Here is a 25,992-nt window from a genome sequence, read left to right as displayed (position 1 = left end):
GCATGTGCCCTCATTCCTCCACTCCTACCTCTTCGGCCGCCGGCGCCGGCACGACCGGTGCAAGCGAGCCGCCTGCGGGCACGCCCGAGACCATCATGCACGAGGAACATGCCCAGTTCGACTTCAGCCGCAGCATGAGCTATGGCGACTACTTGCGGCTCGATGCCATCCTCACCGCGCAGCAGCCGCTGTCGACCGCGCACGATGAGATGCTCTTCATCGTGCAGCACCAGACCAGCGAGTTATGGATGAAGCTGATGCTGCACGAACTGCGCGCCGCCATCGGTCACATCGCCCGGGATGAACTGCCGATGGCCTTCAAGATGCTGGCGCGTGTCTCCAAGATCATGGAGCAGCTGGTGCATGCCTGGGATGTGCTGGCCACGATGACGCCGCCCGAGTACAGCGCCATGCGTCCTTCCTTGGGTAATTCCAGCGGTTTCCAGAGTTACCAGTACCGCTGTATTGAGTTCGCGCTGGGCAACAAGAATCGCGCCATGCTGCGCCCGCACGAACACCGTGCCGACCTGCTGTCCCAGGTGCAAGCTGCGTACGAGGCGCCGTCACTCTATGACGAGGCGCTGCGCTTGCTGGCGCGTCGCGGGTTGCCTGTGCCGGTCAGCCATGTCGAGCGTGATTGGACCCAGCCTTATGCGGAGAGCGAAGGCGTGGTGCAGGCCTGGCTCGCCGTGTACCGCAGCCCCGAAAAGCACTGGGACCTGTACCAATTGGGCGAGGAGCTCACCGATCTGGAAGACGCCTTCCGCCTGTGGCGCTTCCGCCATGTGACCACGGTCGAGCGCGTGATCGGCTTCAAGCGCGGGACAGGCGGCACCGGTGGCGTGAGCTACCTGCGCAAGATGTTGGACGTGGTGCTGTTCCCCGAAATCTGGCAACTGCGCACCCACCTGTGACTCCTTGAACGCGCCAAGGAGGCCACCCGACCTTCTGACACCGATCACACTGCCGCCATCCGCTCGCGATCCGCATCGCGAATGCAGCAGACCGGCCGGGGCGCGGTGGATTGCCGCGGCACCGACCGACGCCATGCGGGAAAGCGGGATCAGTGCGAGATGCGACCGAAGTTCGTGCGCAGCGGATCGACACCGCCGCCGCCCTGGCCCTTGCCACCTTGGCCGCCGCGGTTGCCACCGCCGCCGCCGCCACCACGGCGGCGATTGCCCTGGCTCAGCGCGTCGGTGCGGGTGCGCAGCGGATCAGGTTGACCGCCGCCACCACCACCACCACCGTAACCGCCGCCGTTGCCACCACCTTGGCCACCACCTTGACCACGACCGCCGCCGCTGCTGTTGGCGCGGCGCTGTTCGTTGTTGCGGTTGCCGCCTTGGCCACCACCGCCTTGCGGTCTGCCCTGGCGTTGGCCTTCGGGACGGTCCTGACGGTCCGAGCGGTTCTGATTCTGACGTCCGGGGCCGTTGCTCCGGCCGCCGCCGTTGCCGCCACCCGCACCGCGTTCGCCCTGACCGCCGGCCTTGTTTTCGCGGATGCGTTGCACCATCTCCTGGCGCGCGGCCTTGGCGGCCGCCGCCATCACGTCGCGGCTGGGCGGCTTGCCCAGGCCGCCCCACAGGGTCTGGCGACCCATGGCGATGGGTTCTGCGCGCTCGCCTTCGTCGGGCGCAAATTCGGCGGGCGTTTCCACCACGGCAATCTGTTGCTTGGTGAAGCGCTCGATTTCGGCCATGAAACCCTGTTCGTCCAGGCAGACGAGGTTGACGGCCTGGCCTTCGCGGCCGGCGCGACCCGTGCGGCCGATGCGGTGCACGTAGTCTTCGGGGATGTTGGGAATCTCGTAGTTCACGACGTGCGGCAACTCGTCGATGTCAATGCCGCGCGCGGCGATGTCGGTGGCGACCAGGGCACGGATCTCCCCGCTCTTGAAGCCGGCCAAGGCCTGGGTGCGTGCACCCTGGCTCTTGTTGCCGTGCAGGGCCATGGCGGTGACGCCGTTCTTGTTCAGGTACTCGGCCACGTGGTTGGCACCGAACTTGGTGCGCGTGAACACCAGCACCTGGCTCCATTCATTCGTGTTGACGATGTGCGCGAGCAGGGCCTTCTTCTTGCTGCGACCCACGGTGTGCACGTTTTGCGTGATGCGCTGCACCGTGGTGTTGCGCGGCGTGACCTGCACGCTCTGCGGGTTCTTGAGCAGGCCTTCGGCCAGGGCGCGGATTTCGTCGCTGAAGGTGGCGGAAAACAGCAGACTCTGTTTTTCCTTGGGCAGCAGGGCCAGCACCTTCTTCACGTCGTGGATGAAGCCCATGTCCAGCATGCGGTCGGCTTCGTCGAGCACCAGCATCTGCACCTGGGACAGGTCCATGAAGCCTTGCTGCTGCAGGTCCAGCAGGCGGCCCGGCGTGGCGACCAGGATGTCCACGCCTTTCTTGACGCGGGCGATCTGCGGGTTCATGCCCACGCCGCCAAAGATCACGGTGGATTCGAGCTGCAAGTACTTGCCGTAGTTGCGCACGGACTCCTCGACCTGCGCGGCAAGCTCACGCGTGGGCGTGAGCACCAGGGCGCGGATGCCGTTGCCGCCCCATTTGTTCTGCACGCTGCGGCTCATCGCGAGGCGGTGCAGCAGGGGCAGGGTGAAGGCGGCGGTTTTGCCGGTACCGGTCTGGGCGCCGCCCAGCAGGTCGTTGCCTTGCATGACCAGCGGGATCGCTTGTTCCTGGATCGCGGTGGGCGTTTCATAGCCCTGCTCACGGACAGCCTTCAGGATGGCCGGGGCCAGTTTCAGTTCTTCAAAGTTCATTGGGATGATCGCGCCCGTCCGGGGCGCAGGGATATCGGCCTGTACGGCGCTCGGAAGGACATTCCGGTCGACGGTCAGTCAAAGGCAGACATGGGTTCACAAGAGCGGGCGAGTCAGCCGGTGTGGTGACAGCCCCCAGCGGATTGCTGGTGTCGCGGCCAACTGAAGAGCGCGACGAGGCGTATTGTCGCACGTTTCCTGAGGTTGGCGGAAAGTCGCTGAGATCGCAAGTGGCGTCTTGGTAAGGCCAGGGTACTGTCGGAGGGGGCTTTGTTGTCCATCCCCTGTTCATGTGATGGGGGCAGCAATTGTTCGCGACTAGATTGGACTCCTTTCTCAAAAGCATAGGGGGGTCATCATGGCATTCATCCCTTTTCCAAGATCAGCAACACGGCTTTTGATCGCCGCCATGGCAAGTTTTGTGGCCGGGTGTGCTCCCATGCCCTTGCAAGTGGGATTGACCGAGTTGGGAACGGTCAGCAATTCGGAATATGGGGCGTATGGCACTCGCTTGATGCGGGCGATCAACATCAGCGGAACGGGTGCTGAGGATGTGGTTGGCATGGTCAGCTATGACCTTGACAAGTGGTCACTGTCGGAACAATTGCGGCGGCTTTGGCCCTTCAGGCAAGACTTTCCTGATATCACGTCTCCTCGGCTGATTCCCGGTCCGTCGAGCATTGAGGAGCGGGTTTTTTGCAAAGTTGAAGTGAAAGACAAGAAAAAAGTCTGCACTGAGCTTGCGGATGTTTCTCTGGATGACTTGACGAAACTGCGAGACGCTCTGGTGGCCTCTCAAGTCCAGGTCGATGAAGTGGCTCAGCTGAAAATCAAGCTGGCGGTGCTACAACTGGCGCGGGCCAAATTGGTTGAGATCGAGGCCTCAAAAGATAAGAGCCAGGAAAAAGCGGAGCAACAAGAACGCGTCCTGAAGGCGTTGCATCAGTTGTATCCGGGAGAGAAATTTTCCGAGGACTTGACGTCCGTAATTGATGGCGTCAATAAAGAACTGAAAGACCACCCCCTCGCCAGCAGCCTGAATATCATCAGGGATGTCACCAAAAAGGCCGGCGTCATCGTGACGCGTTGGGTAGGGAGCGCCAAGGGATCTACCAGCGCCGAGGGCGCTGGGCTGGCATCTGCTTCAGCGACTTCAAGCCATCACGTCAATGGCTACCTGATCCTGGGTTACCCGCGTATCACGACCTTGAAATTGGGTGAGGATTTCTTCAGGCGTCCCCCGGATTCAGACTTGGGCATCTTTGGCAAACCTGCCCGCAGATACCTCACCTATTATCAAGTGCGCGCACGGTATGTTTTGTATGCGGAAGGCCGCGCTTCTGAGTTCAGCGCGTCGTTGCAAGCGAACATCAATCAGACGCTTGAGCAAATCAAAGCGATCACGCAAGGCGGTAGGAATGAAGAGGCGTTGAAGAATTCACTGAATATTGACGTCAATGCTGTCTACGCCTTGGTCAATTCAAGCGCGAGTTCTGGGACGCTGGACGCGGCACAAAGCAAAACAGAGAGCTTGGATTGCAAGTTCTCTTCAGCACAAGGATGGTCTGACTGTTTGAAGAATGAGCTGACACGTTCAGAAGGTACTTTGCCTGTGATCAGTGTTCGTGCGAACTTGGAAGAGTTTGCCCGCGAGTTAGAGTGAGCGGCAGTTGAACGTCGAAATGAACTGGCGCCGCTTGCATTCCTAAGGGCAGACTGTGGGTGCCAACGCGAAAGATGTTGTGTTCGGGGCGGAAAGTCTTGCTTGCCGCTGTCCATGGTAGGTGGGGGCGTGCACCGCCTCGGGCGGTTAATTCCCGAGGCATACGGATTCCGCGGTCCCAATCCCGCGGCCCGACTATCCGTGCAGCGAGGACAGGAACTGCTGCAGCTCGGGCGTCTGCGGTTGGCCGAAGATCTGCGCCGGCGGGCCGGACTCGTGCACGCGGCCTTGGTGCATGAAGATCACGCGGTCGCTGACCTTGCGTGCGAAGTTCATTTCGTGCGTGACCATCAGCAGCGTCATGCCTTCCTGGGCCAGCGACTCCACCACGCGCAGCACTTCGCCCACGAGTTCGGGGTCCAGCGCGGAGGTGATTTCGTCGCAGAGCAGCACGGCCGGTTCCATGGCCAGGGCGCGGGCGATGGCTACGCGCTGTTGCTGGCCACCCGAGAGCTGTTCGGGCATGGCGTCGAACTTCTCGGCCAGGCCCACGCGCTCAAGCAGGGCGCGCGCCTGTTCAGTGGCTTCGGCCTTGCTGCGCTCTTTCACCAGCGTGGGCGCGAGCATGATGTTGCGGCCCGCCGTGAGGTGCGGGAAGAGGTTGAAGCTTTGGAAGATCATTCCCACGCGCTGGCGCAAGGCGCGCATGGCCATGGCACTGTCGTGCAGCAACTGCTTGCCGTCGACGATCAGCGAGCCCTCCTGGAATTCCTCCAGCCCGTTGATGCAGCGCAGCAGCGTGCTCTTGCCCGAGCCGCTCTTGCCAATGATGGCGATGACTTCGCCGCGACCCACGTCGAGGTCGATGCCTTTGAGGACTTCGTTCCTGCCGTAGCTTTTGCGCAAAGCGGTGATGCGCACGATGGGATCGGCATGAAGGACTTCAACGGCGGCTTGCATGGAGCTTTCTTTCAAGGGCCTGGGCGTAGAGGCTGATGGGCCAGCAGAGGGCGAAGTAGAGCAGGGCCACGCAGGCGAAGACGGTGAAGGGCTGGTAGGTCACGTTCGAGATCATGTTGCCCGCGCGCGTGAGCTCCACGAAACCGATCACCGAGGCGAGCGCCGTGCCCTTGACCACCTGCACCAGGAAACCCACGGTGGGTGGGATCGCGATGCGCAGGGCCTGGGGCAGGATGACGTGGCGCAGTTGCTCGCCGAAACTCAGGGCCAGGCTTTGCGCGGCTTCCCATTGGCCACGGGGAATGGCGGCCACGCAGCCGCGCCAGATCTCAGTCAGGAAGGCGCTGGTGTAGAGCGTGAGCGCCAGACCCGCCGCCGTCCAGGGCGAGGTCTGCAGGCCCAGCAGGGCGAGGCCGAAGTAGGTCAGGAAGAGCTGCATCAACAGCGGCGTGCCCTGGAAGAGCTGCACATAGGTGGCCACGGCCCGGTCCATGCCCCGCAGGTGCGCCAGCCGCAACACCAGCAGCAAGCCGCCCACAAGACCGCCGCCGATGAAGGCGATCAGCGACAGCACCACCGTCCAGCGCGCGGCCAGCAGCAGGTTGCGCACGATGTCCCAGAGGCTGAATTCGGGCATGGGCTGGGAGCTCCTTCAGCGTCCAAAAATGAAACGCGGCCCGGCCCAGTGCAGCAAACGGCGCAGCGCGACGGCCAGCAGCAGATAGACCGCCGTGACCACGATGTAGGACTCGAAGGTGCGAAAGCTCGCCGCCGAGATGACGTTGGCGGCGTAGCTCAGTTCCTCGGTGGAGATCTGCCCGCAGACGGCCGAGCCGAGCATCACGATGATGATCTGGCTGACCAGGGCGGGCCAGACGCGCTTGAGCGCTGGAGGCAGCACCACGCGGGTATAGACCTGCCAGCGGTTCAGCGCCAGGCTCAGCGCGGCTTCGATCTGCCCGCGCGGCGTGGCCTGCACGCCGGCGCGGATGATCTCGGCGGAATAGGCGCCCAGGTTGAGCACCATCGCGAGGATGGAGGCCGCTTCAGGGGACAGTCGCAGCCCCACCGAGGGCAGGCCGAAGAAGATGAAGAAAAGCTGGACGATGAAGGGCGTGTTGCGAACCAGTTCCACGTAGGCGCCCGTGAGGGTCTTCAACCACAGCGGCCCGCTGGCGCGTGCCCAGGCACAGGCGACACCCACGAACAGGCCCAGGGCCATGGCGATCGCCGTCAGCCCCAACGTCCAGGCCACACCCTGAAGCAGGAAAGGCCATTGTGCCAGCAGCAGGCTGAAATCAAGGGTGGTGGCCATGAGGGTGGGGCGGTGGGGTGGACGTGGATCTGGCCAAGGATCGTGTCGTCCTTATTCGGACAGGGGCAGGTCGCCGGCCGGACGGCCCAGCCACTGCTGGGACAGCTTGTCGATGGTGCCGTCCTTGCGCGCAGCGAGCAGGATGTCGTTGACCTTGGCGCGCAGCGCGTCCTGGCCCTTGGCGACGCCAATAAAGTTGGGACTGTCCTTGATCAGCAGCTTGTACTCCGCGCCGAGCTGCGGGTTCTTCTGCATCATCAGGCCGGCGTTGGAGACGCTGGTGGCGATGACTTGGGTCTGACCGGCGACGAAGGCGGCGGTGCTGGCGGCCTGGTCTTCATAGCGCTTGAAGACCATGCTGGACGGGCCGGCCTTGACCAGTTCCTGTTCTTCCATCGCGCCCTTGGCGACGGCGATGGTCTTGCCGCCCAGGTCGGCGAAGCTCTTGATGGCGAGGCTCTTGGGTGCGTAGACGGCCTGGAAGAAAGGCGAGTAGGCGTGCGTGAAGTCGATCACCTTCTGGCGTTCGGGGTTCTTGCCCAGGGTGGAGATCACCAACTGCACCTGGCCGGTCTGCAGATAGGGAATGCGATTGGCGCTGGTCACCGGCACCAGTTCCAGCGCCACGCCCAGTTTGTTGGCGATGAGCTTGCCCACCTCGATGTCCAAGCCCTGGGGTTGCAGGTCCAGACCCACGAAACCGTAGGGCGGGTAATCCGTGGGCACGGCGATCTTGATCTTTTTGGCCTGCATGACCTGGCTGAGCGCGTCTTGCGCTTGGGCCGACGTGCCCAGCAGGGCGAAGGCCACCGTGGCGGTACCGAGGACGGCGTGGAGGAAAGGGCGGCGTTGCATCATGGGGCTCCTGGGGGCGTGAGGTTGCGTTGCTGATGAAAGTGGGAAGCGAAATCCATGCCTGTGCAGTTGGCGCGGAGTCTAGGTCTGATCGGGCTTGGGTTGGTGTTTGTTGAACGCGCGCGGGCCTGCGTGAGGGGGATCAGGGGTTCTTGGCGTGGGCTTGCCAGAAGTCGCGGTGCAGGGCGGCGATGTCCTCTTCCATCTCCGCCACCGGGCCGATGACCTCGATGCGCTTCTGGCCCGCGGCGAAGACGGTGCGGCAGGGCAGGTCCATGGTCGGGTTTTCGTCGTGGCTGCCGGTGAGGGCGAGCAGTCGCCGTTCACTCAGGCCGTAGACCAGGCGACCGATGCCGGCCCAATACTGTGTGCCGGCGCACATGGCGCAAGGCTCGACCGTCGTGACCAGGGTGCAGTGGCCCAGGTACTCGCCCGGGTAGTTCAACGCCGCCGTGCGCGCGAGCACCGATTCGGCGTGGTTCACCGTGTCCACATTGCCCTGCTCGGCCAGCACGGTTTCGTCGTCGGGAGCGACCAGGAGGGCGCCGAACGGGTGGCGACCCAGTTGGTCGCGCGCGCGGCCTGCCACCGCGTTGGCGCGCGTCAGGTGGCGGATCACTTGTTCAGGCGTCACGCGTTTCTTTCAGTGACTCTGCGAACCGCGGTGTGCCCAGGCCGTGGTGTGCTTCTCGATGAAGCTGAACAGCTCGTACATCACCATGGCCATCGCGCCGACGACCAGCAGGCCGCTGAACGCCAGCCCCATCTTCATGGCCGAACCGGCCGAGATCAGCAGGTAGCCGATGCCTTCGTTGGCCGCCGTCATTTCCGACACCGTGGTGCCGACGAAGGCCAGGGTGATGGCGACCTTGAGCGAACCGAAGAAGTAGGGCAGGGAGCGCGGCAGGCCGACCTTGATCAGCACGTCCCAGCGGCGCGCGCCGAGCACGCGCAACACGTCTTCCAGTTCGGGTTCCAGCGTGGCCAGGCCGGTGGCGATGTTGACCATGATGGGGAAGAAGCTGATCAGGAAGGCGGTGAGGATGGCTGGGCCGATGCCGATGCCGAACCACACCACCAGCACCGGCACGAAGGCTGCCTTGGGCAGGGCGTTGAAGGCCGTCATCAGTGGGTAGACGGCGGCGTAGGCCAGGCGCGAACTGCCGATCAGGAAGCCCAGCAGCACGCCGACCCCGATGGCGATGCCGAAGCCCGCCATGGTGACCCAGTAAGTGCGCCAGGCGTGACCGGCGATGGTGGCTTTGTGTTCGAGCGTCTGTTCCCAGATGCGCAGGGGACTGGGGAAGATGAATTCCGAGACATTGAGGCCCGAGCAGATGATCTGCCAGAGGATGAGGATGAAGGTCAGCAGCAGCCAGGGGGCCCAGCGTTCGACGGCTTTGTGATGGTTCATGGGTCGGTTCCCGCTTATGGATTGATCACGGCGCCGGCCTGGCCCGTATTTCCGCGTATTGCGCCGATGTGCCCGCGCAGTTCCTGGACGATGTGGGTGAACTCGGGGGTGTAGGTCACGTCCAGATCACGCGGGCGCGGCAGGTCGATGTCGCGTTGCACGATGAAGCGGCCCGGGCCCTTGCTCATCACGTACACCGTGTCGGCCAGGAACACGCTTTCGCGCAGGTCGTGCGTGACGAGGATGACGTTGAACTTCTGGGCTGCGTGCAGGTCGCGCAGCGTGCACCAGAGCTCCTCGCGGGTGAAGGCATCTAGCGCGCCAAAGGGCTCGTCCAGCAGCAGCATCTTGGGCTCGTGGATCAGGGCGCGGCAGATGCTGGCGCGCTGCTGCATGCCACCTGATAGCTCCCACGGAAATTTCTTCTCGTAACCCGAGAGGCCCACGGTGGCCAGCAGATTGCGGGCGCGCTCCTCGTACTGCTTGCGGTTCTTCTTGAGCAGGGAGCGATGCGGCTCCACGATTTCCAGGGGAAGCAGCACGTTGTCCAGCGTGGTGCGCCAGGGCAGCAGCGACGGCGACTGGAAGGCCATGCCCGAGATCTTGAGCGGCCCCGTCACGGGTTGACCGTCGACGCGGATGCGGCCCATGCTGGGCATCTTCAGGCCGGTGGTCAGCTTCATGAAGGTGGATTTGCCGCAGCCCGAGGGTCCGACGATGGCGATGAATTCGCCCTGGCGGACCTTCAGGTTGATCGCTTCGACGGCGAACTGGTTCTGCGCCAGCAGTTCGTCGTTGTAGGCCAGCCAGACGTCGTTGAATTCGACGAACGGCCTGTCGGAGGAAGGGGCTTCGTTGGGCATGTCAGGAGGGCGCTGCTTGAAAAAACGGCCAGCAGTCCCGGGAACTGGCTGGCCGCAAGATCAGAAGAGAAAAGGGATGGGCGGGCTCTTACTTCTTGGGCAAGACGTCCAGATCGGCCTTGGCGGGCAGGAAGGCTCCGTTCCAGACCACCTTGGCATCGACCGGCGTTTTGGTCTTGAAGGCTTCTGACACCTGCGTGGCCATCAGCGCCAGGCGCTTGGCGTCAACCTGGCCGAAACCTTCCTTGTAGGTGTCGGGCGTGGCGATGGTCGAGTCGATGGCCATCTTCAGGCGGCGGGTTTCCAGCGCCACGTCGATGATGCCGTCGCGCTCCTTGATGTAGGCCACGGAGGCGGCCGGGTCGGCGATGACTTCCTTCACGCCCTTGGCGAAGGCCTTGAGGAAGGCCTTGACCACCTCGGGTTTCTCTTGCAGGAACTTGGGCGAGACGATGATGGCGTTGGCGTAGAGCTTCACGCCGTATTCGGGGTAGGGCAGGATGACCACGTCCTCGGTCTTGACGCCGCGCGCTTCCAGATTCAGCAGCGAGGTGAATGAGAAGCCGGTGATGGCGTCCACGTCGCCGCGGGCCAGCATGGTCTCGCGCAGCGGCGGGTCCATGGCCGTCCAGGTCACGCCGGTGATCTTGTTGGCGGCTTCGAAGATGGGGAAGGCCTTGCGGCCGGCGTCGAAGACGGGGGCGCCCAGCTTCTTGCCCGACAGGTCGGCCGGCTTGCTGATGCCGGACTTCTTGAGCGCCAGCACGGCGGCCGGGGTGCTGTTGTAGACCATCATCACGGCCACGGGCTTGTTCGGGGCGTCGGGGTTGTTGGCGTGGAACTCCATCAGCGAAGCCATGTCCGCGAAGCCCATGTCGTAGGCACCCGAGGCCACGCGCGTGACCGTGCCGCCCGAGCCGTTGCCCGCGTCCACCGCGACGTCCAGTCCAGCGGCCTTGAAGTGGCCCTTGGCCACGGGCTGCAGGAACAGGGCCGAAGGGCCTTCGAAACGCCAGTCGAGTTGGAACTTGACCGGGGTCTGGGCCTGGGCCAGGCCAAGGGTCAGCGTGGCGGCCAGGACGGCGGAGGCTTGCAGGAAGGAACGCTTGCGCATGATGAGGGAGCTCCTGATTGAGGGACGGCGCGGCGGACCGCGCGGGAGTGAAGGCGGCGCGTCGAAGGACGGCAGGATTCAGCACGGTGAATCAGCAAAAACGATGCCAGTTCGAAGCCGGATCGAAAACCTCTTTGGAAACATGAATGTATACAAATTGCACCCAAACCGGGGGCTTCAGTGGCTCGGGTTTTCGCGGAGGCGGGGCACGGGGCCGGGCGTTTCGGTTTGCCCTCAATTGGTGCATGCCATCTCCAGGGCGCCTGCCAGCGGTGCGTCGTTACGCCAGCCACCGGATCCGGTAGGTCGCGGCCGTGCTCGTTATCATCTCGGCCGATGTTCTTCGCTTTGTTCCGCTCCTGGCGCGGCCGCCTTGCCGCGTCTTCCGTCCGCTGGTGGTCGCTGCGCATCGCCAGCCTGCTGCTGTTCCTGCTCTGTGGCTTGCACATCGGCTACACACTGCGCGCCCAAGGGCTCAACCCCTTGCCCGAATCGGCCGCAGACGTGGCGCGCTGGCCCATCGTGCCGATCGAAGTACTGCATGTGCTCGATGCGACGGACGGGCCGTCTGGGTGGTTGGCGGGGGCCGCGCCTGTTCTCAACGTGCGTCTGGCGGACGACACGCAACGGAGCATGGAGTTTCCCGCACCGCTGACGTGGCCGGGGCGCCGCAGCGCCGCGCTGGATGACGCGGCCCTGCGCAAGCTGCCCGGCTGCATGGGCTATGTGCGTGGACAGACCTTGCGTGACGTTGGCGGGGCGGACCGTTTTCGCATCTGGGAATTGCACTGCGGGCCCGTTCACCATGCGTACGACGATTTTCGGGTGGCTTACGAGGCGGCGCGGGCCGATGGCCCGACGCCCCCGCGTTGGCAGTGGGGCTTGCTGGCCGCGCTGCTGGCGCTGGCTCTGCTGGCATGGGTGCCATGGGGTTCGCTCGGAGCCTCGACGGCGGACGCCTGAGCCGGTTCGTTCACGGGCTGAACCGCCCGCGGTGGCTCAGAACATGCCGTTGCGTTGGCCCAGCGCGAGGTGCAGGGCCGAATGGTCCAAGTCTTTGAGGCCGGTGCTGACGCCGCTGGCGTACAACTGCTCCAGCAGGGAGGTGATGGGCGTCTCCAGTCCCAGGTCTTGGGCCGTGGTGAGCGCGTTGCGCAGATCCTTGAGCTGGACGCTCATGCGGGCTCCGGGGGGGTAGCTGTGGTCCACCATGCGCTGTCCATGCACCTGCAGGATGCGGCTGTCGGCGAAACCGCCGGTGATGGCTTCGCGCACCTTGGCCGGATTGGCGCCACCTTTCTCGCAGAGCAGCAGCGCCTCGGCCACGGCGCCGATGGTGATGCCCACGATCATCTGGTTGGCCAGTTTCGTGAGCTGCCCGGTGCCGCTGCCGCCGACCAGGGTTGCGCGGCCCAAGGGCGCGAAGACAGGGCGGGCGCGCTCGAAGGTGGTGACCTTGCCGCCGACCATGATGACGAGCGTACCGGCTGCGGCGCCCAAGGTTCCACCTGAGACCGGGGCATCCATGTGCACGATGCCCATGCCGCCGAGACGTTCGGCGTGGGCCCGGGCCTGAGCGGGTTGGATCGAGGACATGTCCAGCAGCACCGAACCCGGGTGCATGGCGAGGGCGACGCCTTGGGAGAACAGCAGGTCTTCCACCGCGGCGCCGTCCGTCAGCATGGTGATGACAAATTCCGCGTCGCGCGCCGCCGCGGCCGGGCTGTCGTGCACTTGCGCGCCCAGGGCGGCCAGGCTGTCTGCCTTGGAACGCGTTCGGTTCCAGACACTGACCGCATGCCCCGCCTTGCAGAGGCCGCACAGGCGTTCCGCCATCGGGTAGCCCATGAGGCCAGTGCCTAGCAGGGCGATGTTCATCAAGTTTCCCCTTGTAGTTTGTGGGTGCGGCGCAGGTCGGATGCCTGCGATGCCGGTACGCGATTGTGATGGATTTGCATGGGATTTCTAGCACTGTTACGCCGTGGACCGGCCTCGCGGGGCCGGTGCGTGCATCCGTGTTGCGCGTGCGCACACGACGGGTGGCGCCCGCGGTCCCGGGCGGCTTCCTACAATCCGGGCATGTCCCTTGATTTGCCCGGCTCCGGCTCGCGTCCGACCTATCCCTCTTCTTCCGAGATGCCCCTGTTGGCGGGCCTCAATACCGAGCAGCGCGCCGCCGTCACGTTGCCTGCGGAACCCGCGCTCATCCTCGCGGGTGCGGGCTCGGGCAAGACGCGGGTGTTGACCACGCGCATCGCCTGGCTGCTGCAAACCGGACAGATTTCGCCCGGTGGCCTACTGGCCGTGACCTTCACCAACAAGGCCGCGCGCGAGATGATGACGCGCCTGCAGTCCATGCTGCCCGTGAACGTGCGAGGCATGTGGATCGGCACCTTCCATGGCCTGTGCAACCGCCTGCTGCGTGCGCACCACAAGACGGCGGGCCTGCCCCAGACCTTCCAGATCCTGGACACGCAGGACCAGCAAAGCGCCATCAAGCGCCTGTGCAAGCAGTTCAACGTTGACGAGGAACGTTTCCCCCCGAAGCAATTGCAGTGGTTCATCGGCGGCTGCAAGGAGGACGGCCTGCGCCCCGGCGACGTGGAGGCGCATGACCCCGACACCCGCAAGAAAGTGGAGCTCTACCAGCTCTACGAAGAGCAATGCCAGCGCGAGGGCGTGGTGGACTTCGGTGAGCTGCTGCTGCGCAGCTTCGAACTGCTGCGTGACCACGTGCCCGTGCGTGAGCACTACCAGCGGCGTTTTCGCCACATTCTGATCGACGAGTTCCAGGACACCAACAAGTTGCAGTACGCCTGGATCAAGCTGCTCGCGGCGCAAGGGACAGAGCATGAAAACGCCGTCTTCGCGGTGGGCGATGATGACCAAAGCATCTACGCTTTCCGCGGCGCCCGTGTGGGCAATATGGCCGACTTCGTGCGCGAGTTCCAGGTCCAGCACCAGATCAAGCTGGAGCAGAACTACCGCAGCTACAGCAACATCCTCGACAGCGCCAACGCGCTGATCAGCCACAACAAGCACCGACTGGGCAAGAACCTGCGCACCGAGCAGGGCGCGGGCGAGCCCGTGCGCGTGGTCGAATCCAGCAGCGACTTCGCCGAGGCGCAGTGGCTGATCGATGAGATGAAGCAACTCATCCGTGATGACGTGCCGCGCAAGGAGATGGCGGTGCTCTACCGCAGCAACGCGCAGAGTCGCGTTATTGAGACCGCGCTGTTCAACAGCGGCATTCCCTACAAGGTCTATGGCGGCCTGCGCTTCTTCGAGCGCGCCGAGATCAAGCACGCGCTGGCCTACCTGCGACTGCTGGAGAACCCGAACGACGACACCAGCTTCCTGCGCGTGGTGAACTTCCCGCCGCGCGGCATCGGCGCGCGCAGCATCGAGCAGTTGCAGGACGCGGCGCGGGCCGCGAACCAGGGGGCTGGGGCGTCACTGCACGCGGCGGTCAACGCCATGAGCGGCAAGGCGGGTGCCAATCTCTCGGCCTTCGTCGCCAAGATCGACGTACTGCGCGAGCAGACCCAGGGCCTGACCCTGCGCGAGATCATCGAACTCGTGCTCGAGCACAGCGGCCTGGTCGAGCATTACCGCGCCGAGCGCGAGGGCGCGGACCGCATCGAGAACCTGGAGGAACTGGTGACGGCCGCCGAGAGCTTCGTCAGCATCGAGGGTTTCGGCCGCGACGCGGAGGCGACGGCCGCGGCGGAGAACGCGGCGCCCGACGCGGACGGCGAGGTGCTGTCGCCGCTGGCGGCCTTCCTCACGCACGCCGCCTTGGAGGCCGGCGACAACCAGGCCCAGGACGGCCAGGACGCCGTGCAACTCATGACCGTGCACGCCAGCAAGGGCCTGGAGTTCGACGTGGTGTTCATCACCGGCCTGGAAGAAGGCCTGTTCCCGCACGAGAACTCCTTAAGCGACTTCGACGGCCTGGAAGAAGAGCGCCGTCTGATGTACGTGGCCATCACCCGCGCGCGCAAACGCCTCTACCTCAGCCTGGCCCAGTCACGCATGCTGCACGGCCAGACGCGGTTCCACATCCGCAGCCGCTTCCTCGACGAACTGCCCGAAGAAACGCTGAAGTGGGTGACGCCCCGTAACCAGGGCTTTGGCAGCGGCTTCACGCCGCAGAACAGCTACGGGCCGGGGCGTGGCAATGGGGCTGGCGGTGGCGGCGGTGCCTGGAACAGCGGCTGGGCGAACGCGAGCCGCTCGGGCGGTACATATGGGCGCGATGCGGGCCTCTCAGCCAGCAAGGTTGTCGAGCAGGCCCAGGAAGCCGCCACGGGCCTGCGCATCGGCATGAACGTCTTCCACAACAAGTTTGGGGAAGGCACGGTGCTCACGCTTGAAGGCGCGGGCGACGATGCCCGTGCGCAGATCAACTTCCCGCGACATGGGGTCAAGTGGCTGGCGCTGTCGGTGGCGAAGTTGACCGTGGTGGAGTGAGCGGGATGCGGTGGTGGTGGTCGTTGGGCACGCCTTATGGAGGGGCCTGCGCCGCGGTCTGCCGCCGCACGTCCTCGTAGGCTGCCTGGATCAGCGCCCGTAGCGTTGCTTCATCGGAGGCATCTTCGGACCGCAGCTTCACGTGACGCATGGAGCGGCCGCTGCCTTCGAGCAGGCCGACTGGGTCGGCGCCGCTTGCCAGGAGCGCCGCGCCACGAAAGAAGCCGACGTTGACATGGGCCTTGTAGGCCGCTACATGGGCGAAGGCCGCCTGACCCACGCACGCCGTGGGCATGCCATCGTGCAGCAGCTCGCGCACGTCGTCACCGCAATCGCGCAGGACCTGGAACCAGTGCTGCGCGAGAGCGCCCAAGGCCGGATCGGGCCCGCTGACGCGTTCCTGCAGCCAGACGTCGATGGCCGGATCGTGGGCACGCGCGTCAGGGAGCATGAAGAGCGAGGTCATGGGATTGCGATGTGGCAAGGTATCGGTCGCGTGTCCCCATTGTGCGGCCCTGACCCGGCGGGGTCGACAGGGGCCGCATGGGACAATCCTGACCCATGCACCCTCAAACCTTGCTGGACCTCTGCGCCGAACTGGTCCGGCTGACCCTCAAATTCGAACACCCGGCCGATGCCGTGGTGTCACATTTCTTCCGTGACCACCGTGGCCTGGGGCCGCGCGAGCGCGCGACCCTGGCGGAAACCGCGTACGCCGTGCTGCGCAAGAAGCTGCTGTTCGAGCGTTTGGCTCTCTCGGGCAGTGGACCGAAGGAGCGGCGTCTCGCCATTCTGGGCTTCTCTGGCGCGCGGGAGTTCATCAAGAGCGTGTTGTCCGAGCAGGAAAAACAGTGGCTGGACGCCTGCGACGGGGTGCGGCCGGATGAACTGCTGGACCTGCATCGCCACAATCTGCCCGATTGGCTGGCCCAGCCGCTGAAAGAGCGATTGGGCGACCAGGAGTTCTGGGCCTTGACCGAGAGCCTGAACCAGCAAGCGGGGCTGGACTTGCGCGTCAACACCTTGCACGACAAGCGCGAAGATGTGTTGCGCGAACTGAAGACGGCGGGCATCACTGCGCAGCCCACGCCGTATTCCCCTTGGGGCTTGCGCATCGCGAACAAGCCTGCCCTGAATAAGCTGGACGTCTTCACACGCGGTGCCATCGAGGTGCAGGACGAGGGCTCACAACTGCTGGCGTTGCTGGTGGAGGCCCGGCGTGGCGAGATGGTGGTGGATTTCTGCGCGGGCGCGGGCGGTAAGACCCTGGCCCTGGGTGCGAGCATGCGCAACACCGGGCGACTCTACGCTTTTGACACTTCCGCCCATCGGCTGGACGCGCTCAAACCCCGGCTGGCGCGCAGCGGCCTGTCCAATGTGCATCCGGCGGCGATTGCGCACGAGCGGGATGAGCGCGTCAAGCGCCTCTCGGGCAAGATTGACCGGGTACTGGTGGACGCGCCCTGCTCCGGTCTGGGCACGCTGAGACGCAACCCAGACTTGAAGTGGCGGCAATCCGCCCAAGCTGTGCAGGAGATGGCGGCCAAGCAGGCGGCTATTCTGGACAGCGCGGCACGGCTGCTCAAGCCGGGCGGGCGCCTGGTTTACGCCACCTGCAGCCTTCTGCGGCAGGAAAACGAGGACGTCGCCGAGGCATTTTCGGCTGCGCATCCGGATTTCGACCGGGTGCCGGTGGCCGATCTGCTGGAGCGGCTGCTGGCGCCATTGCCTGCGCAGACCGTGGATAAGCTGTGTTCCGGGGGCGAAAACGGGCGAAATTACCTTCATTTGTGGCCGCACCAACACAACACAGACGGCTTTTTCGCCGCTGTTTGGCACAAAAGGTAAGTATTTGATCTGAGTTAAGGTTTTTCGCCCTAAAACCCGGAGAATTCGGGAAGAGCGCTTGGGGTCTTCTAAAATGGCTCACCAAACAGACCCAGAATGAAACCAAAAGAGGGTCGGAGACTCCAACGGGGTGTTGAGAAGTTGCCCCCGCATTCAATTTCCATATATTGAAAGAATCCTATGTTCGTAACTGACTCGGTCGTGTTCAACGCCATCGTCGATTGGCTGGCGAATGGCCTGCTGAACCTGAGCTGGTGGCAGATCATTCTGTACGCCTTGGTGACGACGCACATCACGATCGCCAGCGTGACGATCTTCCTGCACCGCCACCAGGCGCACCGCGCGCTGGACCTGCACCCGATCATCTCCCACTTCTTCCGCTTCTGGCTGTGGCTGTCCACGGGCATGGTGACCAAGGAATGGGCTGCCATCCACCGCAAGCACCACGCCAAGTGCGAGCAGGCCGAAGACCCGCACAGCCCGCAGATTTACGGCATCCGCAAGGTCCTGACCGAGGGCGCCGAGCTGTACCGTGCCGAATCCAAGAACAAGGAAACCATGGCCCGCTACGGCCACGGCACCCCCGATGACTGGATCGAGCGCAACCTCTACACCCGTTACTCCTGGCAAGGCGTGGGCCTGATGCTGATCATCAACCTCGCCCTGTTCGGCGCGGCGGGTGCGGCGGTCTGGGCCCTGCAGATGGCCTGGATCCCGATCACGGCCGCCGGCATCATCAACGGCCTGGGCCACTACTGGGGTTACCGCAACTTCGAGGCGGCCGATGCCAGCACCAACCTGTCGCCCTGGGGCATCATCATCGGTGGCGAGGAACTGCACAACAACCACCACACCTACCCGACCTCGGCCAAGCTGTCGGTCAAGCCGTACGAGTTCGACATCGGCTGGCTCTACATCCGCCTGCTGAGCGCCGTGGGCCTGGCCAAGGTCAAGAAGACGCCGCCCAAGCTGGAACTGGGTGACATCAAGCCCGTGGCCGATGACAAGACGCTGGAGGCACTGATCGCCCATCGCTACGAGATCATGGCGGAGTACGCCAACGGCATGCAGCGCGCTTTCCGCAGCGAATTGAACGCGCTTAAGAACCGCATGACCGACAGCACGGCCGTCAAGGCGGCGGCCCGTTGGCTGCACCGTGACGCGGAAAAGGCGCCGGCCTCCGCTGCACCCCAACTGGCCCAGGCCCGTGCCGCGTCGCCCGTGCTGGACAAGATGGTCACGATGCGCGAAGAGCTGCGTCAGCTTTGGCTCAACACCTCGCTGAGCCGTGAGCAACTGCTGGCCAATCTGCAAGCCTGGTGCCACCGCGCCGAGGAAAGTGGCATCGCCGCGCTGCAAGAGTTCTCGCGCAAGCTGCGCATGGTCCGCACCTGATCACACACACGGCCGTGCCTCGGCCGATGGACTGCGCTGGGCGCGGTCCCTGATGCCCGACCGGTGACCAGCCCGCCCCGCAAGGAGGCGGGCTTTCTTTTTTCTTGAAGCGGGGGGAAGCGCAGGAGTGTCCTGGCTTGATGCTACTTGGGCGCGCTCAACGGACACCGTGGGTGCCCGTCAGGCAAGCAGTCTCAGACTGCCGCGGTCACGACCACCTCGATGCGCCAGTCCGGATTGCCCAGCCGGGCCTGCACGGTGGCGCGTGGCGGGGTATGGCCCGGGCTGACCCAGGTGTCCCAAACCGCGTTCATGCCCGCGAAATCCGCCATGTCGGCCAGGTAGATCTGCACCCGCAGCAGGCGCGTCTTGTCGCTGCCGGCTTCGGCCAGCAGCTTGTCCACCATGGCCAGCACCTCGGCCGTCTGGCCACGGATGTCTTTCGTGGCGTCGTCGGGCACTTGGCCGGCGAGGTAGACCACGCCGTTGTGGATGGCGACCTCGCTCAGACGCGGTCCGACGCCCAGGCGCAGGACGTCCGTGCCTTGTCCCGCGTCCGCGCTCATGCCTTCGGGCCCTTGAAGGACAGCAGCTCGGCGCCTTCGCCCGCTGACAGCAGGCCGGTCTGTGTGTAGATGCCCAGCTTGGCCCGGGTGTCTGTGATGTCCAGGTTGCGCAGGGTCAGCTGGCCGATGCGATCGGCGGGGCTGAAGGGCGCGTCTTCCACCTTCTCCATGCTCAGACGCTCGGGTGCGTAGGTCAGGTTGGGGCTTTCAGTGTTGAGGATGCTGTAGTCATTGCCGCGGCGTAGTTCCAGCGTGACCTCGCCGGTGACGGCGCGCGCCACCCAGCGTTGCGCGGCCTCGCGCAGCATGATGGCCTGCGGATCGAACCAGCGGCCCTGGTAGAGCAGGCGGCCCAGCTTCATCCCGTTGATGCGGTACTGCTCGATGGTGTCCTCGTTGTGGATGCCGGTCACCAGGCGTTCGTAGGCGATGTGCAGCAGGGCCAGGCCGGGGGCTTCGTAGATGCCGCGGCTCTTGGCCTCAATGATGCGGTTCTCGATCTGGTCGCTCATGCCCAGGCCGTGGCGGCCGCCGATCTCGTTGGCCTTGAGGATCAGGGCCACGGGGTCGTTGAAGCTCTGGCCGTTGAGCGCCACGGGCTGGCCCTCCTCGAAGCGCACGGTCACTTCCTCGGGTTTGACGACCACATCGTCTTTCCAGAAGGCCACGCCCATGATGGGGTTGACGATGCGGATGCCGCTGTTCAGATGCTCCAGGTCCTTGGCCTCGTGCGTCGCGCCCAGCATATTGCTGTCGGTACTGTAGGCCTTCTCGACGCTCATCTTGTAGTCAAAGCCGTTGGCGATCAGGAACTCGCTCATCTCCTTGCGGCCGCCGAGCTCGTCGATGAAGGTCTGGTCCAGCCAGGGCTTGTAGATCTTGAGCGACGGGTTGGTCAGCAAGCCATAGCGGTAGAAGCGCTCGATGTCGTTGCCCTTGAAGGTCGAGCCGTCGCCCCAGATGTTGACGTTGTCTTCCTTCATCGCGGCCACCAGCATGGTGCCCGTGACGGCGCGGCCCAGCGGCGTGGTGTTGAAGTAGGTCACGCCACCGGTGCTGATGTGGAAAGCGTTGGCCTGCAAGGCGGCGATGCCCTCGTGCGCCAGCTGGCGGCGGCAGTCGATCAGGCGAGCCAGTTTGGCGCCATAGCCCAGAGCCTTTTTCGGAATGGCGTCGTAGTCGCTTTCGTCGGGCTGGCCCAGGTGGGCCGTGTAGGCATAGGGCTCGGCGCCCTTTTTCTTCATCCAGAGCAGGGCGGCGCTGGTGTCCAGTCCGCCCGAAAAGGCGATGCCGACCTTCTGGCCGATGGGGAGGGATTGCAGGATGGTGGCCATGAGAGAAATATTCAGTATGGTTTTCTAAGGCGTCGCGAGGAGTCGTAAGGCTAGGTGCGTGAGGATTTTCTTCGGGCTGCAACGAAGCATCACGACTCCGCCGTAGCTTTCATCAGCCGAAGTGGCAGATGTAGTGATAGGGCTCTCCCGACACACGGATCTCGAATGTAGTGTTGCCGGGGACGCTGAATTTTTCGCCGGCGCCGGACTTGACCCAGGCTTCACTGCCCTTGAGCTTGTATTCGCAGGAACCGGCCACGCCTTCCATGATCTCGGGAGCGCCGGTATTGAACGTCAGGGTGGCGGGCAGGATGACGCCGACCGATTTTTTCGTGCCATCGGCCAGGGTGATGCTGTGGCTGACGCATTTGCCATCGAAATAGACGTTGGCTTTGGTGGTGACGGAAACACCGGCAATGTTGGCTGTGGTCATGGGGGAAGGCGGGGCTGAGGTAGGGAAAAGCGGAACTAGGGATTCTAAAGACGTCTGTTGGCGGGCAAAACCATGGCTGTTCGACGCGCCGGGCGGGACTCCCGCTATCGAGAATTGGTGGGATCTACCGATAAGAATGTCATGTACCCCTTGAGTCAAATCATGCGGCGGCTGGATGCCGCCGTTTTCGCTTTCCTTCTGTGCGCCTGTTCGGGCACGGCATGGGCGGCCGAGCCTGTTACTTCGGCTTCCGGCGCATCCACTCTGGAGGGGGCCGCCTGCAAGGGCTGGTTGGCATGCAGCCCATCGGGCACCAGCCCGGCTCCCGCACTCAAACCGCCCAAGCCCGTCAAACCTTCTGTTTGCAAGGGCTGGTTGGCCTGCGGTGAGCCTGACCCCACGGTCTCTCCCGTACCTGAGGCCGTTGCGCCCGGACCTGTTCCTGCCAGTCTGCCTGTGGCGGGCGAACCTGTTCCGCAAATCGTCCTCCCGGCCGCGGCGGAGCTTGTGCCCGTTGCAGAACCTGCCATCCCGGCCGTGGGCGCAATGCCTGCTCCGCCTGTGCCAGAAAAACAGACGAAGAAACCTGAAGCGCCTTCCCGGCCCGCGCCGGTGTCCGCGCCCCTTGTCAGTCCTTTTGGCCAGGCTTCTTTACGCAATCCAGCCGCACCCGCGGCCGTCTTGCAGCAGGGCCGGGGTGGTCAGTTCCGCATGGGACTGCTTTCGTTCGGGATGGGCTACGAGATCGGTGCCTTGAACAATATCGAGGATCAGATCGACGACACGAGCGAGCGCCTGGAGCGATTCACGATCACTGAGGCTGAATTGACTGCTCAAGTGAGCGGTAGCGCAAGTCAGGCGGATGCGGAAGCGGCATTGAAGAATTACGTTGTCAACAAGGTCAACACCGACGTCATTGATGTGGTCAATCCGGTGTTGGTTTCCTTGCGCCGGGAAGGGCAGGTGACCTTGTTTGGAGAGGCGCAGGTTCCGTTGACGCCCATGGTGGTGACTGTGGAGGCGTGGGGGGGCAGTCTGATGCTCGACGCGAGCTTTCAGGCGCTGGCCAACACGTCTGTGTTGACAACTCCGCTGGCCGCTTTGGACCCCAACGCCATCACCGTGGTAGTGATACCGGATGGAAGCGGAGGGTACGAAGCAACTGCAGATTTCAACTATGACGACGCAACGGCCAACGAAAGCTCCGTGCTCGTCAAGGCCGCGCTGATCAAGCAATACGGTCTGGGCTACAGCCACAACGTTTGGAAATCGTCCTTGTCGCCGGAATCATGGGGATCGGGTTGGCTCACGGTAGGCGGGCGGGTCAAGTACTACGAGGTCAGGCTGGTGCGTGCGGCTGTCAGGCTGAAGGACAACGACGACGCCGAAGATACGCTCAAGGACGCCGAGTCGGAAGACAGCACTGGGGTGGGCCTGGATCTGGGCGCGCAATGGTCGAGTCGTTACTACCGCGCGGGGGTCTGGGTCAACAACGTCAACAGTCCGAGCTTCAAATTCAACAAGCTGGATCTGTCCGGCTACAGCAATCCCACGATCAGGAAGGATCTGCAGGCCGGGTCGACGTACGTCATGAAGCCGCAGGTCCAGCTGGAGAGTGCACTCTATAGCGAGAGCCAGCATTGGGTGCTCGATACCAGTCTGGACGCCAATTCGGTTCGTGACCCGCTGGATCGCGAGTTCCAATGGCTTGCAGTGAACGCAGCCCACGTCACGAACACCTTCTGGATTCCTGGCTTCCGCCTCGGTTACCGTGAAAACCTGGTCGGTACTCAACTGAGCTACGCGACCGCCGGGTTGACCTGGTTTGGTGTGAACCTGGATCTGGCCTACGGATTGCAGACCATCAAGTACGATGGCGACACCTATCCGCGCAGCGTCATGCTCAACATCAGCTCGTCCATGACGTTCTGAGCTGAATCGGATCGCCAGCCCTGGGTGTGTGTCAGAGGCGCTGTTGCCAATCAATGGCGGCAAATCCCACGGTCACCTCTGTCCCTCCCCACTCGACGACAGGGCGCTTGATCACACTGGGCTGGGCCAGCATCAGGGCCCGGGCGCTTTGCGCGTCAGTGACTGCGGCCTGCGCAGCGGCGTCCAGCTTGCGCCAGGTCGTGCCCTGGCGGTTCACGAGCTTTTCCCAGCCCACGGCGGCCATCCAGGTGTCCAGCCGCTGCTCGGGGACGCCTTGTTTCTTGAAGTCGTGGAAGCTGACCTCCACGGCCTGCCCGGCCAGCCAAGTGCGGGCTTTCTTGACCGTGTCGCAGTTCGTAATACCGTAAAGAGTGATGCTTTTCTTCATGGGGGACAATTCTGACTTATGTCGGAATTGAACACATTGCAAGACTGGCTGGCGCATTGCGAGCGCCTGCACCCCAAGGGCGTGGATGGCATCACCCTGGGCCTGGAACGGCCGCGCACCGTGGCGCAGCGCATGGGCCTGAAGCTTGATTGCCCCGTGATCACGGTGGCGGGCACGAATGGCAAGGGCTCGACCTGCGCCATGCTGGAAGCCATCCTCGGCCAGGCGGGTTACCGTACCGGGGTCTATACCTCGCCCCACCTCGTGCACTTTGAAGAACGCTTGCGCCTGGGCGGCGAGATCGTGCAGGCCGATGCGCTGCTGCCTTCCTTTGCACGCGTCGAACGGGCCAGGATGGGGGAGGGCGCGGAAGTCGCGCTGAGTTACTTCGAATTCACCACGCTGGCCATCCTCGACTGCATGGCGCAGGCCCGTGCCGCAGGCCGGCTGGACGTGGCGATTCTGGAGGTGGGGCTGGGCGGTCGCCTGGATGCCGTGAACATTCTGGATGCCGATTGCGCCATCATCACCAGCATTGACCTGGATCACACGGAGTTGCTGGGCCCGGACCGCGAAAGCATCGGCCGCGAGAAGGCCGGCATCATGCGCGCGGGGCGGCCGGTGGTGGTGAGCGACCCCATGCCGCCAGACAGCGTGATCGACCATGCGCGGACTATCGGGGCCGAGCTCTGGCGCTTCGGGCAGGACTTCAACTATTCCGGGGACAAGCAGCAGTGGAACTGGGCCGGGCGTGACCGTCGTTACAGTGGCCTGGCCTATCCCGCCCTGCGGGGTGCCAACCAGCTGGTGAATGCGGCGGGGGTTCTGGCCGCGTTGACGGCCCTGCGCGATCGCCTGCCCGTCACGGCCCAGGCCGTGCGCAACGGCCTGGCCCTGGCGGCCTTGCCGGGGCGCTTCCAGATCATCCCGGGCCAGCCCACCCTGGTGCTGGACGTGGCGCACAACCCGCACGCGGTGGCCGCGCTGACGGCCAACCTGGACGCCATGGGGTATTTCCCGCGCACCCACGCGGTGTTCGGTGCCATGGCGGACAAGGATCTGGCCCCCATGTTCGCGCGCATCACGCCCCTGGTCGATCGTTGGTATTTCACCGATCTGCCCACGCCGCGCGCCGCCACAGCCGTGCAGTTGCAGGCCAGTTGGCAGGCCGCGAAGGCGGCGCTTCCGGGTGGCCTGCTCGGTCCAGGCGCGGCGGCCCAAGCCGCGGTGACGCTGCATGCCGATCCCCTACAGGCCTTGCACGCAGCCATGGCCGAGGCGGACCCCGCTGATAGAATCGTGGTCTTTGGATCGTTCTACACCGTGGGTGGCGTTTTGAAGGAAGGCGTGCCGCGCCTTCAGGCCCGGCACCTGACGGCCACCTCCTGAATCTGATCCACCCCAAGTCCGCACGCCAGCCTAGCCTGTCCAGCCCTTTAGCCCGAACGCATGGCCTTTTTCAAGTTCCGCAAGGGCGGCGATGAGCAGCCCACCCCGGCTGCGCAGCCCGAAAGCGTGGAGGCGCTGCGCCGCCGCGCCAAGAATCGCCTGATCGGTGCGGTCATCCTGGTGGTGGCGGGTATCGTGGGCTTCCCCCTGCTGGTGGACAAAGAGCCGCGCCCCGTGGCGCAGGATCTGCCCATCCTCATCCCTGCTCGCGATCAACTCGCACCGCTGGCCTCGCCGGCCGGCCCCGCCGCGCAAGGCTTGAACGCGCCTGCCCCAGGGACAGGGACCACGCGTGCCTCGGGTGGCGGTGCTGCTGCCCGCGCCTTCGAGGACGACGTGCCCGCCGCTGCGGCGACGCAGGGTGCGAAACCGCCGTCTGCCAGCGGCGCGGGGCAAGCCACTTCGGGTGAGGCGGCCGTGCGCTACGTGGTGCAGGTCGGTTCTTTCGGCGACGTGGCCCGCGCGCGCGCCGCGCGTGGAAAGCTGGAGCGCGCGGGACTGCGTCACTACACCCAGGTCATCGAAACCAAGGAAGGCCAGCGCATCCGTGTGCGTGCCGGCCCGTTCGACAGCAAGGCCGAGGCCGACCGCGCCGCCGCCAAGATCCGGCAGTTGGACATGGCTGCCGACGTGCTGAGCCTGTGAACGTCGTGACGTGGATTCGCACCTGATTTCCATGGCCTTGCTCGATACCGTGTTCCTGATCGGTCTGCTGGTCTCCATCTGCCTGGGCCTGTGGCGTGGCTTCGTCTACGAGGTGCTGGCCGTGCTGAATTGGTTGCTGGCCTTGCTGCTGGCCCAATGGCTGGGCGAGGATGTCGGCCGTTGGCTTCCGCTGGATGGGCAGCCCGAGGCGCTGGTGCGCGTGGTGGGTTACGTGCTGGTATTCGTGGTGTCGGTGTTCGTGGGTGGTCTGGTGGTCTGGGCCATCCCGAAACTGGTCGAACAGGCCGGCCTTCGTCCGGTGGACCGCATGTTGGGCGGCGCCTTCGGCATGCTGCGCGCCGCCATCCTGATGCTGGCCTTGACGGTGGGGGTGTTGATGACGTCTTTCCACCAGAGCGCCTGGTGGCAGGAGTCCTACGTTGCCCACTCGTCCGTCTGGGCCTTGCAACAGCTCAAGCCCTTGTTGCCCGCGGGTGTGGCCCAATATCTGCCGTGATCGTTCGCGGCTGTTCGTTTTGCTTGGGAAAGTTGCCCTGAAGGGGGAA

25 protein-coding genes are annotated in these 25,992 nt (G+C 64.4%); 10 read left to right on the top strand and 15 right to left on the bottom strand.

Annotation, left to right across the window (positions count from 1 at the left end; all coding sequences use genetic code 11):
* Nucleotides 1-2: 2 nt before the first annotated feature.
* Nucleotides 3-914 carry a tryptophan 2,3-dioxygenase gene (gene kynA / locus DW355_RS16975; protein ID WP_131281860.1) on the top strand — a complete coding sequence of 304 codons (912 nt, stop codon included), beginning with the start codon at nt 3-5 and terminating at the stop codon, nt 912-914.
* 149 nt (nt 915-1,063) lie between these two features.
* On the opposite strand, the gene DW355_RS16970 is transcribed toward kynA, so the two are convergent.
* A complete protein-coding gene (locus DW355_RS16970) occupies nt 1,064-2,779 on the bottom strand; it encodes a DEAD/DEAH box helicase (RefSeq protein WP_131281858.1) in 1,716 nt (571 codons plus the stop codon).
* Nucleotides 2,780-3,137: 358 nt separating this feature from the next.
* Here DW355_RS16970 and DW355_RS16965 point away from each other — a divergent pair, with 358 nt between their 5' ends.
* A complete protein-coding gene (locus DW355_RS16965; protein WP_131281856.1) occupies nt 3,138-4,442 on the top strand; it encodes a hypothetical protein in 1,305 nt (434 codons plus the stop codon).
* Nucleotides 4,443-4,637: 195 nt separating this feature from the next.
* Here DW355_RS16965 and DW355_RS16960 read toward each other — a convergent pair whose 3' ends face one another.
* From DW355_RS16960 to DW355_RS16925, 8 genes are all read right to left on the bottom strand, one after another.
* Nucleotides 4,638-5,402 carry an amino acid ABC transporter ATP-binding protein gene (locus tag DW355_RS16960; protein ID WP_131281854.1) on the bottom strand — a complete coding sequence of 255 codons (765 nt, stop codon included), beginning with the start codon at nt 5,400-5,402 and terminating at the stop codon, nt 4,638-4,640.
* Entirely contained in the window at nt 5,386-6,039 is a 654-nt protein-coding gene (locus DW355_RS16955) for an amino acid ABC transporter permease (protein ID WP_131281853.1), read from the bottom strand. The genes DW355_RS16960 and DW355_RS16955 overlap by 17 nt, the downstream gene beginning before the upstream one ends.
* 15 nt (nt 6,040-6,054) lie before the next feature.
* Entirely contained in the window at nt 6,055-6,717 is a 663-nt protein-coding gene (locus DW355_RS16950; protein WP_131281851.1) for an amino acid ABC transporter permease, read from the bottom strand.
* Nucleotides 6,718-6,768: 51 nt separating this feature from the next.
* Nucleotides 6,769-7,572, bottom strand: coding sequence for a transporter substrate-binding domain-containing protein (locus tag DW355_RS16945; protein WP_131281849.1), 804 nt, complete (start codon nt 7,570-7,572; stop codon nt 6,769-6,771).
* 142 nt (nt 7,573-7,714) lie between these two features.
* Nucleotides 7,715-8,206, bottom strand: coding sequence for a nucleoside deaminase (locus DW355_RS16940; protein ID WP_131281847.1), 492 nt, complete (start codon nt 8,204-8,206; stop codon nt 7,715-7,717).
* Between the two features lie 9 nt (nt 8,207-8,215).
* Nucleotides 8,216-8,986, bottom strand: a complete 771-nt coding sequence (locus DW355_RS16935) for an ABC transporter permease (RefSeq protein WP_131281845.1) — start codon at nt 8,984-8,986, stop codon at nt 8,216-8,218.
* 14 nt (nt 8,987-9,000) lie between these two features.
* Nucleotides 9,001-9,849, bottom strand: coding sequence for an ABC transporter ATP-binding protein (locus DW355_RS16930; protein ID WP_131281843.1), 849 nt, complete (start codon nt 9,847-9,849; stop codon nt 9,001-9,003).
* Nucleotides 9,850-9,937: 88 nt separating this feature from the next.
* Nucleotides 9,938-10,963, bottom strand: coding sequence for an ABC transporter substrate-binding protein (locus tag DW355_RS16925; RefSeq protein ID WP_131281841.1), 1,026 nt, complete (start codon nt 10,961-10,963; stop codon nt 9,938-9,940).
* Nucleotides 10,964-11,299: 336 nt separating this feature from the next.
* Here DW355_RS16925 and DW355_RS16920 point away from each other — a divergent pair, with 336 nt between their 5' ends.
* Nucleotides 11,300-11,926: a hypothetical protein gene (locus DW355_RS16920; RefSeq protein ID WP_131281839.1), complete on the top strand. Its 627-nt coding sequence runs from the start codon at nt 11,300-11,302 to the stop codon at nt 11,924-11,926.
* Nucleotides 11,927-11,962: 36 nt separating this feature from the next.
* Here the strand turns inward: DW355_RS16920 and DW355_RS16915 are convergent, their stop codons facing one another.
* Nucleotides 11,963-12,841, bottom strand: a complete 879-nt coding sequence (locus tag DW355_RS16915; RefSeq protein WP_131281837.1) for an NAD(P)-dependent oxidoreductase — start codon at nt 12,839-12,841, stop codon at nt 11,963-11,965.
* Between the two features lie 201 nt (nt 12,842-13,042).
* Between DW355_RS16915 and DW355_RS16910 the strand changes: the two genes are divergently transcribed.
* On the top strand, nt 13,043-15,436 hold the full coding sequence (locus DW355_RS16910; RefSeq protein WP_131281835.1) for a UvrD-helicase domain-containing protein: 2,394 nt from the start codon (nt 13,043-13,045) through the stop codon (nt 15,434-15,436).
* 34 nt (nt 15,437-15,470) lie between these two features.
* On the opposite strand, the gene DW355_RS16905 is transcribed toward DW355_RS16910, so the two are convergent.
* Nucleotides 15,471-15,902, bottom strand: coding sequence for a DUF1801 domain-containing protein (locus DW355_RS16905; protein ID WP_131281833.1), 432 nt, complete (start codon nt 15,900-15,902; stop codon nt 15,471-15,473).
* A 95-nt stretch (nt 15,903-15,997) separates the two neighbouring features.
* Between DW355_RS16905 and DW355_RS16900 the strand changes: the two genes are divergently transcribed.
* Both DW355_RS16900 and DW355_RS16895 read left to right on the top strand, forming a co-directional pair.
* Entirely contained in the window at nt 15,998-17,284 is a 1,287-nt protein-coding gene (locus DW355_RS16900; RefSeq protein ID WP_131281831.1) for an RsmB/NOP family class I SAM-dependent RNA methyltransferase, read from the top strand.
* Nucleotides 17,285-17,464: 180 nt separating this feature from the next.
* Nucleotides 17,465-18,679, top strand: coding sequence for a DesA family fatty acid desaturase (locus DW355_RS16895; RefSeq protein WP_131281829.1), 1,215 nt, complete (start codon nt 17,465-17,467; stop codon nt 18,677-18,679).
* A 194-nt stretch (nt 18,680-18,873) separates the two neighbouring features.
* Here the strand turns inward: DW355_RS16895 and DW355_RS16890 are convergent, their stop codons facing one another.
* The 3 genes from DW355_RS16890 to DW355_RS16880 form a co-directional block, all read right to left on the bottom strand.
* On the bottom strand, nt 18,874-19,245 hold the full coding sequence (locus DW355_RS16890; RefSeq protein WP_131281827.1) for a RidA family protein: 372 nt from the start codon (nt 19,243-19,245) through the stop codon (nt 18,874-18,876).
* On the bottom strand, nt 19,242-20,579 hold the full coding sequence (gene argG, locus DW355_RS16885) for an argininosuccinate synthase (protein ID WP_131281825.1): 1,338 nt from the start codon (nt 20,577-20,579) through the stop codon (nt 19,242-19,244). Before argG ends, DW355_RS16890 begins: the two co-directional genes overlap by 4 nt.
* 112 nt (nt 20,580-20,691) lie before the next feature.
* Nucleotides 20,692-21,012 carry a pyrimidine/purine nucleoside phosphorylase gene (locus tag DW355_RS16880; protein ID WP_131281823.1) on the bottom strand — a complete coding sequence of 107 codons (321 nt, stop codon included), beginning with the start codon at nt 21,010-21,012 and terminating at the stop codon, nt 20,692-20,694.
* Between the two features lie 141 nt (nt 21,013-21,153).
* Between DW355_RS16880 and traF the strand changes: the two genes are divergently transcribed.
* Nucleotides 21,154-22,944 (top strand): conjugal transfer protein TraF, encoded by a 1,791-nt coding sequence (gene traF, locus DW355_RS16875; protein WP_131281821.1) that lies wholly within the window; start codon nt 21,154-21,156, stop codon nt 22,942-22,944.
* 31 nt (nt 22,945-22,975) lie between these two features.
* Here traF and DW355_RS16870 read toward each other — a convergent pair whose 3' ends face one another.
* Nucleotides 22,976-23,332, bottom strand: coding sequence for an ArsC family reductase (locus DW355_RS16870; RefSeq protein ID WP_131281819.1), 357 nt, complete (start codon nt 23,330-23,332; stop codon nt 22,976-22,978).
* Between the two features lie 18 nt (nt 23,333-23,350).
* Here DW355_RS16870 and folC point away from each other — a divergent pair, with 18 nt between their 5' ends.
* The 3 genes from folC to DW355_RS16855 are packed head-to-tail and all read left to right on the top strand — an operon-like array spanning nt 23,351 to nt 25,943.
* Nucleotides 23,351-24,721, top strand: coding sequence for a bifunctional tetrahydrofolate synthase/dihydrofolate synthase (gene folC, locus DW355_RS16865; RefSeq protein WP_131281817.1), 1,371 nt, complete (start codon nt 23,351-23,353; stop codon nt 24,719-24,721).
* A gap of 60 nt (nt 24,722-24,781) precedes the next feature.
* Nucleotides 24,782-25,426, top strand: coding sequence for an SPOR domain-containing protein (locus DW355_RS16860; RefSeq protein ID WP_131281815.1), 645 nt, complete (start codon nt 24,782-24,784; stop codon nt 25,424-25,426).
* Nucleotides 25,427-25,436: 10 nt separating this feature from the next.
* A complete protein-coding gene (locus DW355_RS16855; RefSeq protein ID WP_242671234.1) occupies nt 25,437-25,943 on the top strand; it encodes a CvpA family protein in 507 nt (168 codons plus the stop codon).
* The last annotated feature ends 49 nt before the right edge of the window (nt 25,944-25,992 follow it).

It is taken from the genome of Hylemonella gracilis (genome assembly GCF_004328645.1).
GTDB classification, from domain to species: domain Bacteria; phylum Pseudomonadota; class Gammaproteobacteria; order Burkholderiales; family Burkholderiaceae_C; genus Hylemonella; species Hylemonella gracilis_B.
This window is presented reverse-complemented; position numbering and strand designations above follow the sequence as displayed.

Excerpts from the sequence above, each read along its gene's own strand:
- kynA (WP_131281860.1), top strand. The coding sequence starts at position 3 with ATGTGCCCTCATTCCTCCACTCCTACCTCTTCGGCCGCCGGCGCCGGC.
- DW355_RS16970 (WP_131281858.1), bottom strand. The coding sequence starts at position 2,779 with ATGAACTTTGAAGAACTGAAACTGGCCCCGGCCATCCTGAAGGCTGTC.
- DW355_RS16965 (WP_131281856.1), top strand. The coding sequence starts at position 3,138 with ATGGCATTCATCCCTTTTCCAAGATCAGCAACACGGCTTTTGATCGCC.
- DW355_RS16960 (WP_131281854.1), bottom strand. The coding sequence starts at position 5,402 with ATGCAAGCCGCCGTTGAAGTCCTTCATGCCGATCCCATCGTGCGCATC.
- DW355_RS16955 (WP_131281853.1), bottom strand. The coding sequence starts at position 6,039 with ATGCCCGAATTCAGCCTCTGGGACATCGTGCGCAACCTGCTGCTGGCC.
- DW355_RS16950 (WP_131281851.1), bottom strand. The coding sequence starts at position 6,717 with ATGGCCACCACCCTTGATTTCAGCCTGCTGCTGGCACAATGGCCTTTC.
- DW355_RS16945 (WP_131281849.1), bottom strand. The coding sequence starts at position 7,572 with ATGCAACGCCGCCCTTTCCTCCACGCCGTCCTCGGTACCGCCACGGTG.
- DW355_RS16935 (WP_131281845.1), bottom strand. The coding sequence starts at position 8,986 with ATGAACCATCACAAAGCCGTCGAACGCTGGGCCCCCTGGCTGCTGCTG.
- DW355_RS16930 (WP_131281843.1), bottom strand. The coding sequence starts at position 9,849 with ATGCCCAACGAAGCCCCTTCCTCCGACAGGCCGTTCGTCGAATTCAAC.
- DW355_RS16925 (WP_131281841.1), bottom strand. The coding sequence starts at position 10,963 with ATGCGCAAGCGTTCCTTCCTGCAAGCCTCCGCCGTCCTGGCCGCCACG.
- DW355_RS16920 (WP_131281839.1), top strand. The coding sequence starts at position 11,300 with ATGTTCTTCGCTTTGTTCCGCTCCTGGCGCGGCCGCCTTGCCGCGTCT.
- DW355_RS16915 (WP_131281837.1), bottom strand. The coding sequence starts at position 12,841 with ATGAACATCGCCCTGCTAGGCACTGGCCTCATGGGCTACCCGATGGCG.
- DW355_RS16910 (WP_131281835.1), top strand. The coding sequence starts at position 13,043 with ATGTCCCTTGATTTGCCCGGCTCCGGCTCGCGTCCGACCTATCCCTCT.
- DW355_RS16905 (WP_131281833.1), bottom strand. The coding sequence starts at position 15,902 with ATGACCTCGCTCTTCATGCTCCCTGACGCGCGTGCCCACGATCCGGCC.
- DW355_RS16900 (WP_131281831.1), top strand. The coding sequence starts at position 15,998 with ATGCACCCTCAAACCTTGCTGGACCTCTGCGCCGAACTGGTCCGGCTG.
- DW355_RS16895 (WP_131281829.1), top strand. The coding sequence starts at position 17,465 with ATGTTCGTAACTGACTCGGTCGTGTTCAACGCCATCGTCGATTGGCTG.
- DW355_RS16890 (WP_131281827.1), bottom strand. The coding sequence starts at position 19,245 with ATGAGCGCGGACGCGGGACAAGGCACGGACGTCCTGCGCCTGGGCGTC.
- argG (WP_131281825.1), bottom strand. The coding sequence starts at position 20,579 with ATGGCCACCATCCTGCAATCCCTCCCCATCGGCCAGAAGGTCGGCATC.
- DW355_RS16880 (WP_131281823.1), bottom strand. The coding sequence starts at position 21,012 with ATGACCACAGCCAACATTGCCGGTGTTTCCGTCACCACCAAAGCCAAC.
- traF (WP_131281821.1), top strand. The coding sequence starts at position 21,154 with ATGTACCCCTTGAGTCAAATCATGCGGCGGCTGGATGCCGCCGTTTTC.
- DW355_RS16870 (WP_131281819.1), bottom strand. The coding sequence starts at position 23,332 with ATGAAGAAAAGCATCACTCTTTACGGTATTACGAACTGCGACACGGTC.
- folC (WP_131281817.1), top strand. The coding sequence starts at position 23,351 with ATGTCGGAATTGAACACATTGCAAGACTGGCTGGCGCATTGCGAGCGC.
- DW355_RS16860 (WP_131281815.1), top strand. The coding sequence starts at position 24,782 with ATGGCCTTTTTCAAGTTCCGCAAGGGCGGCGATGAGCAGCCCACCCCG.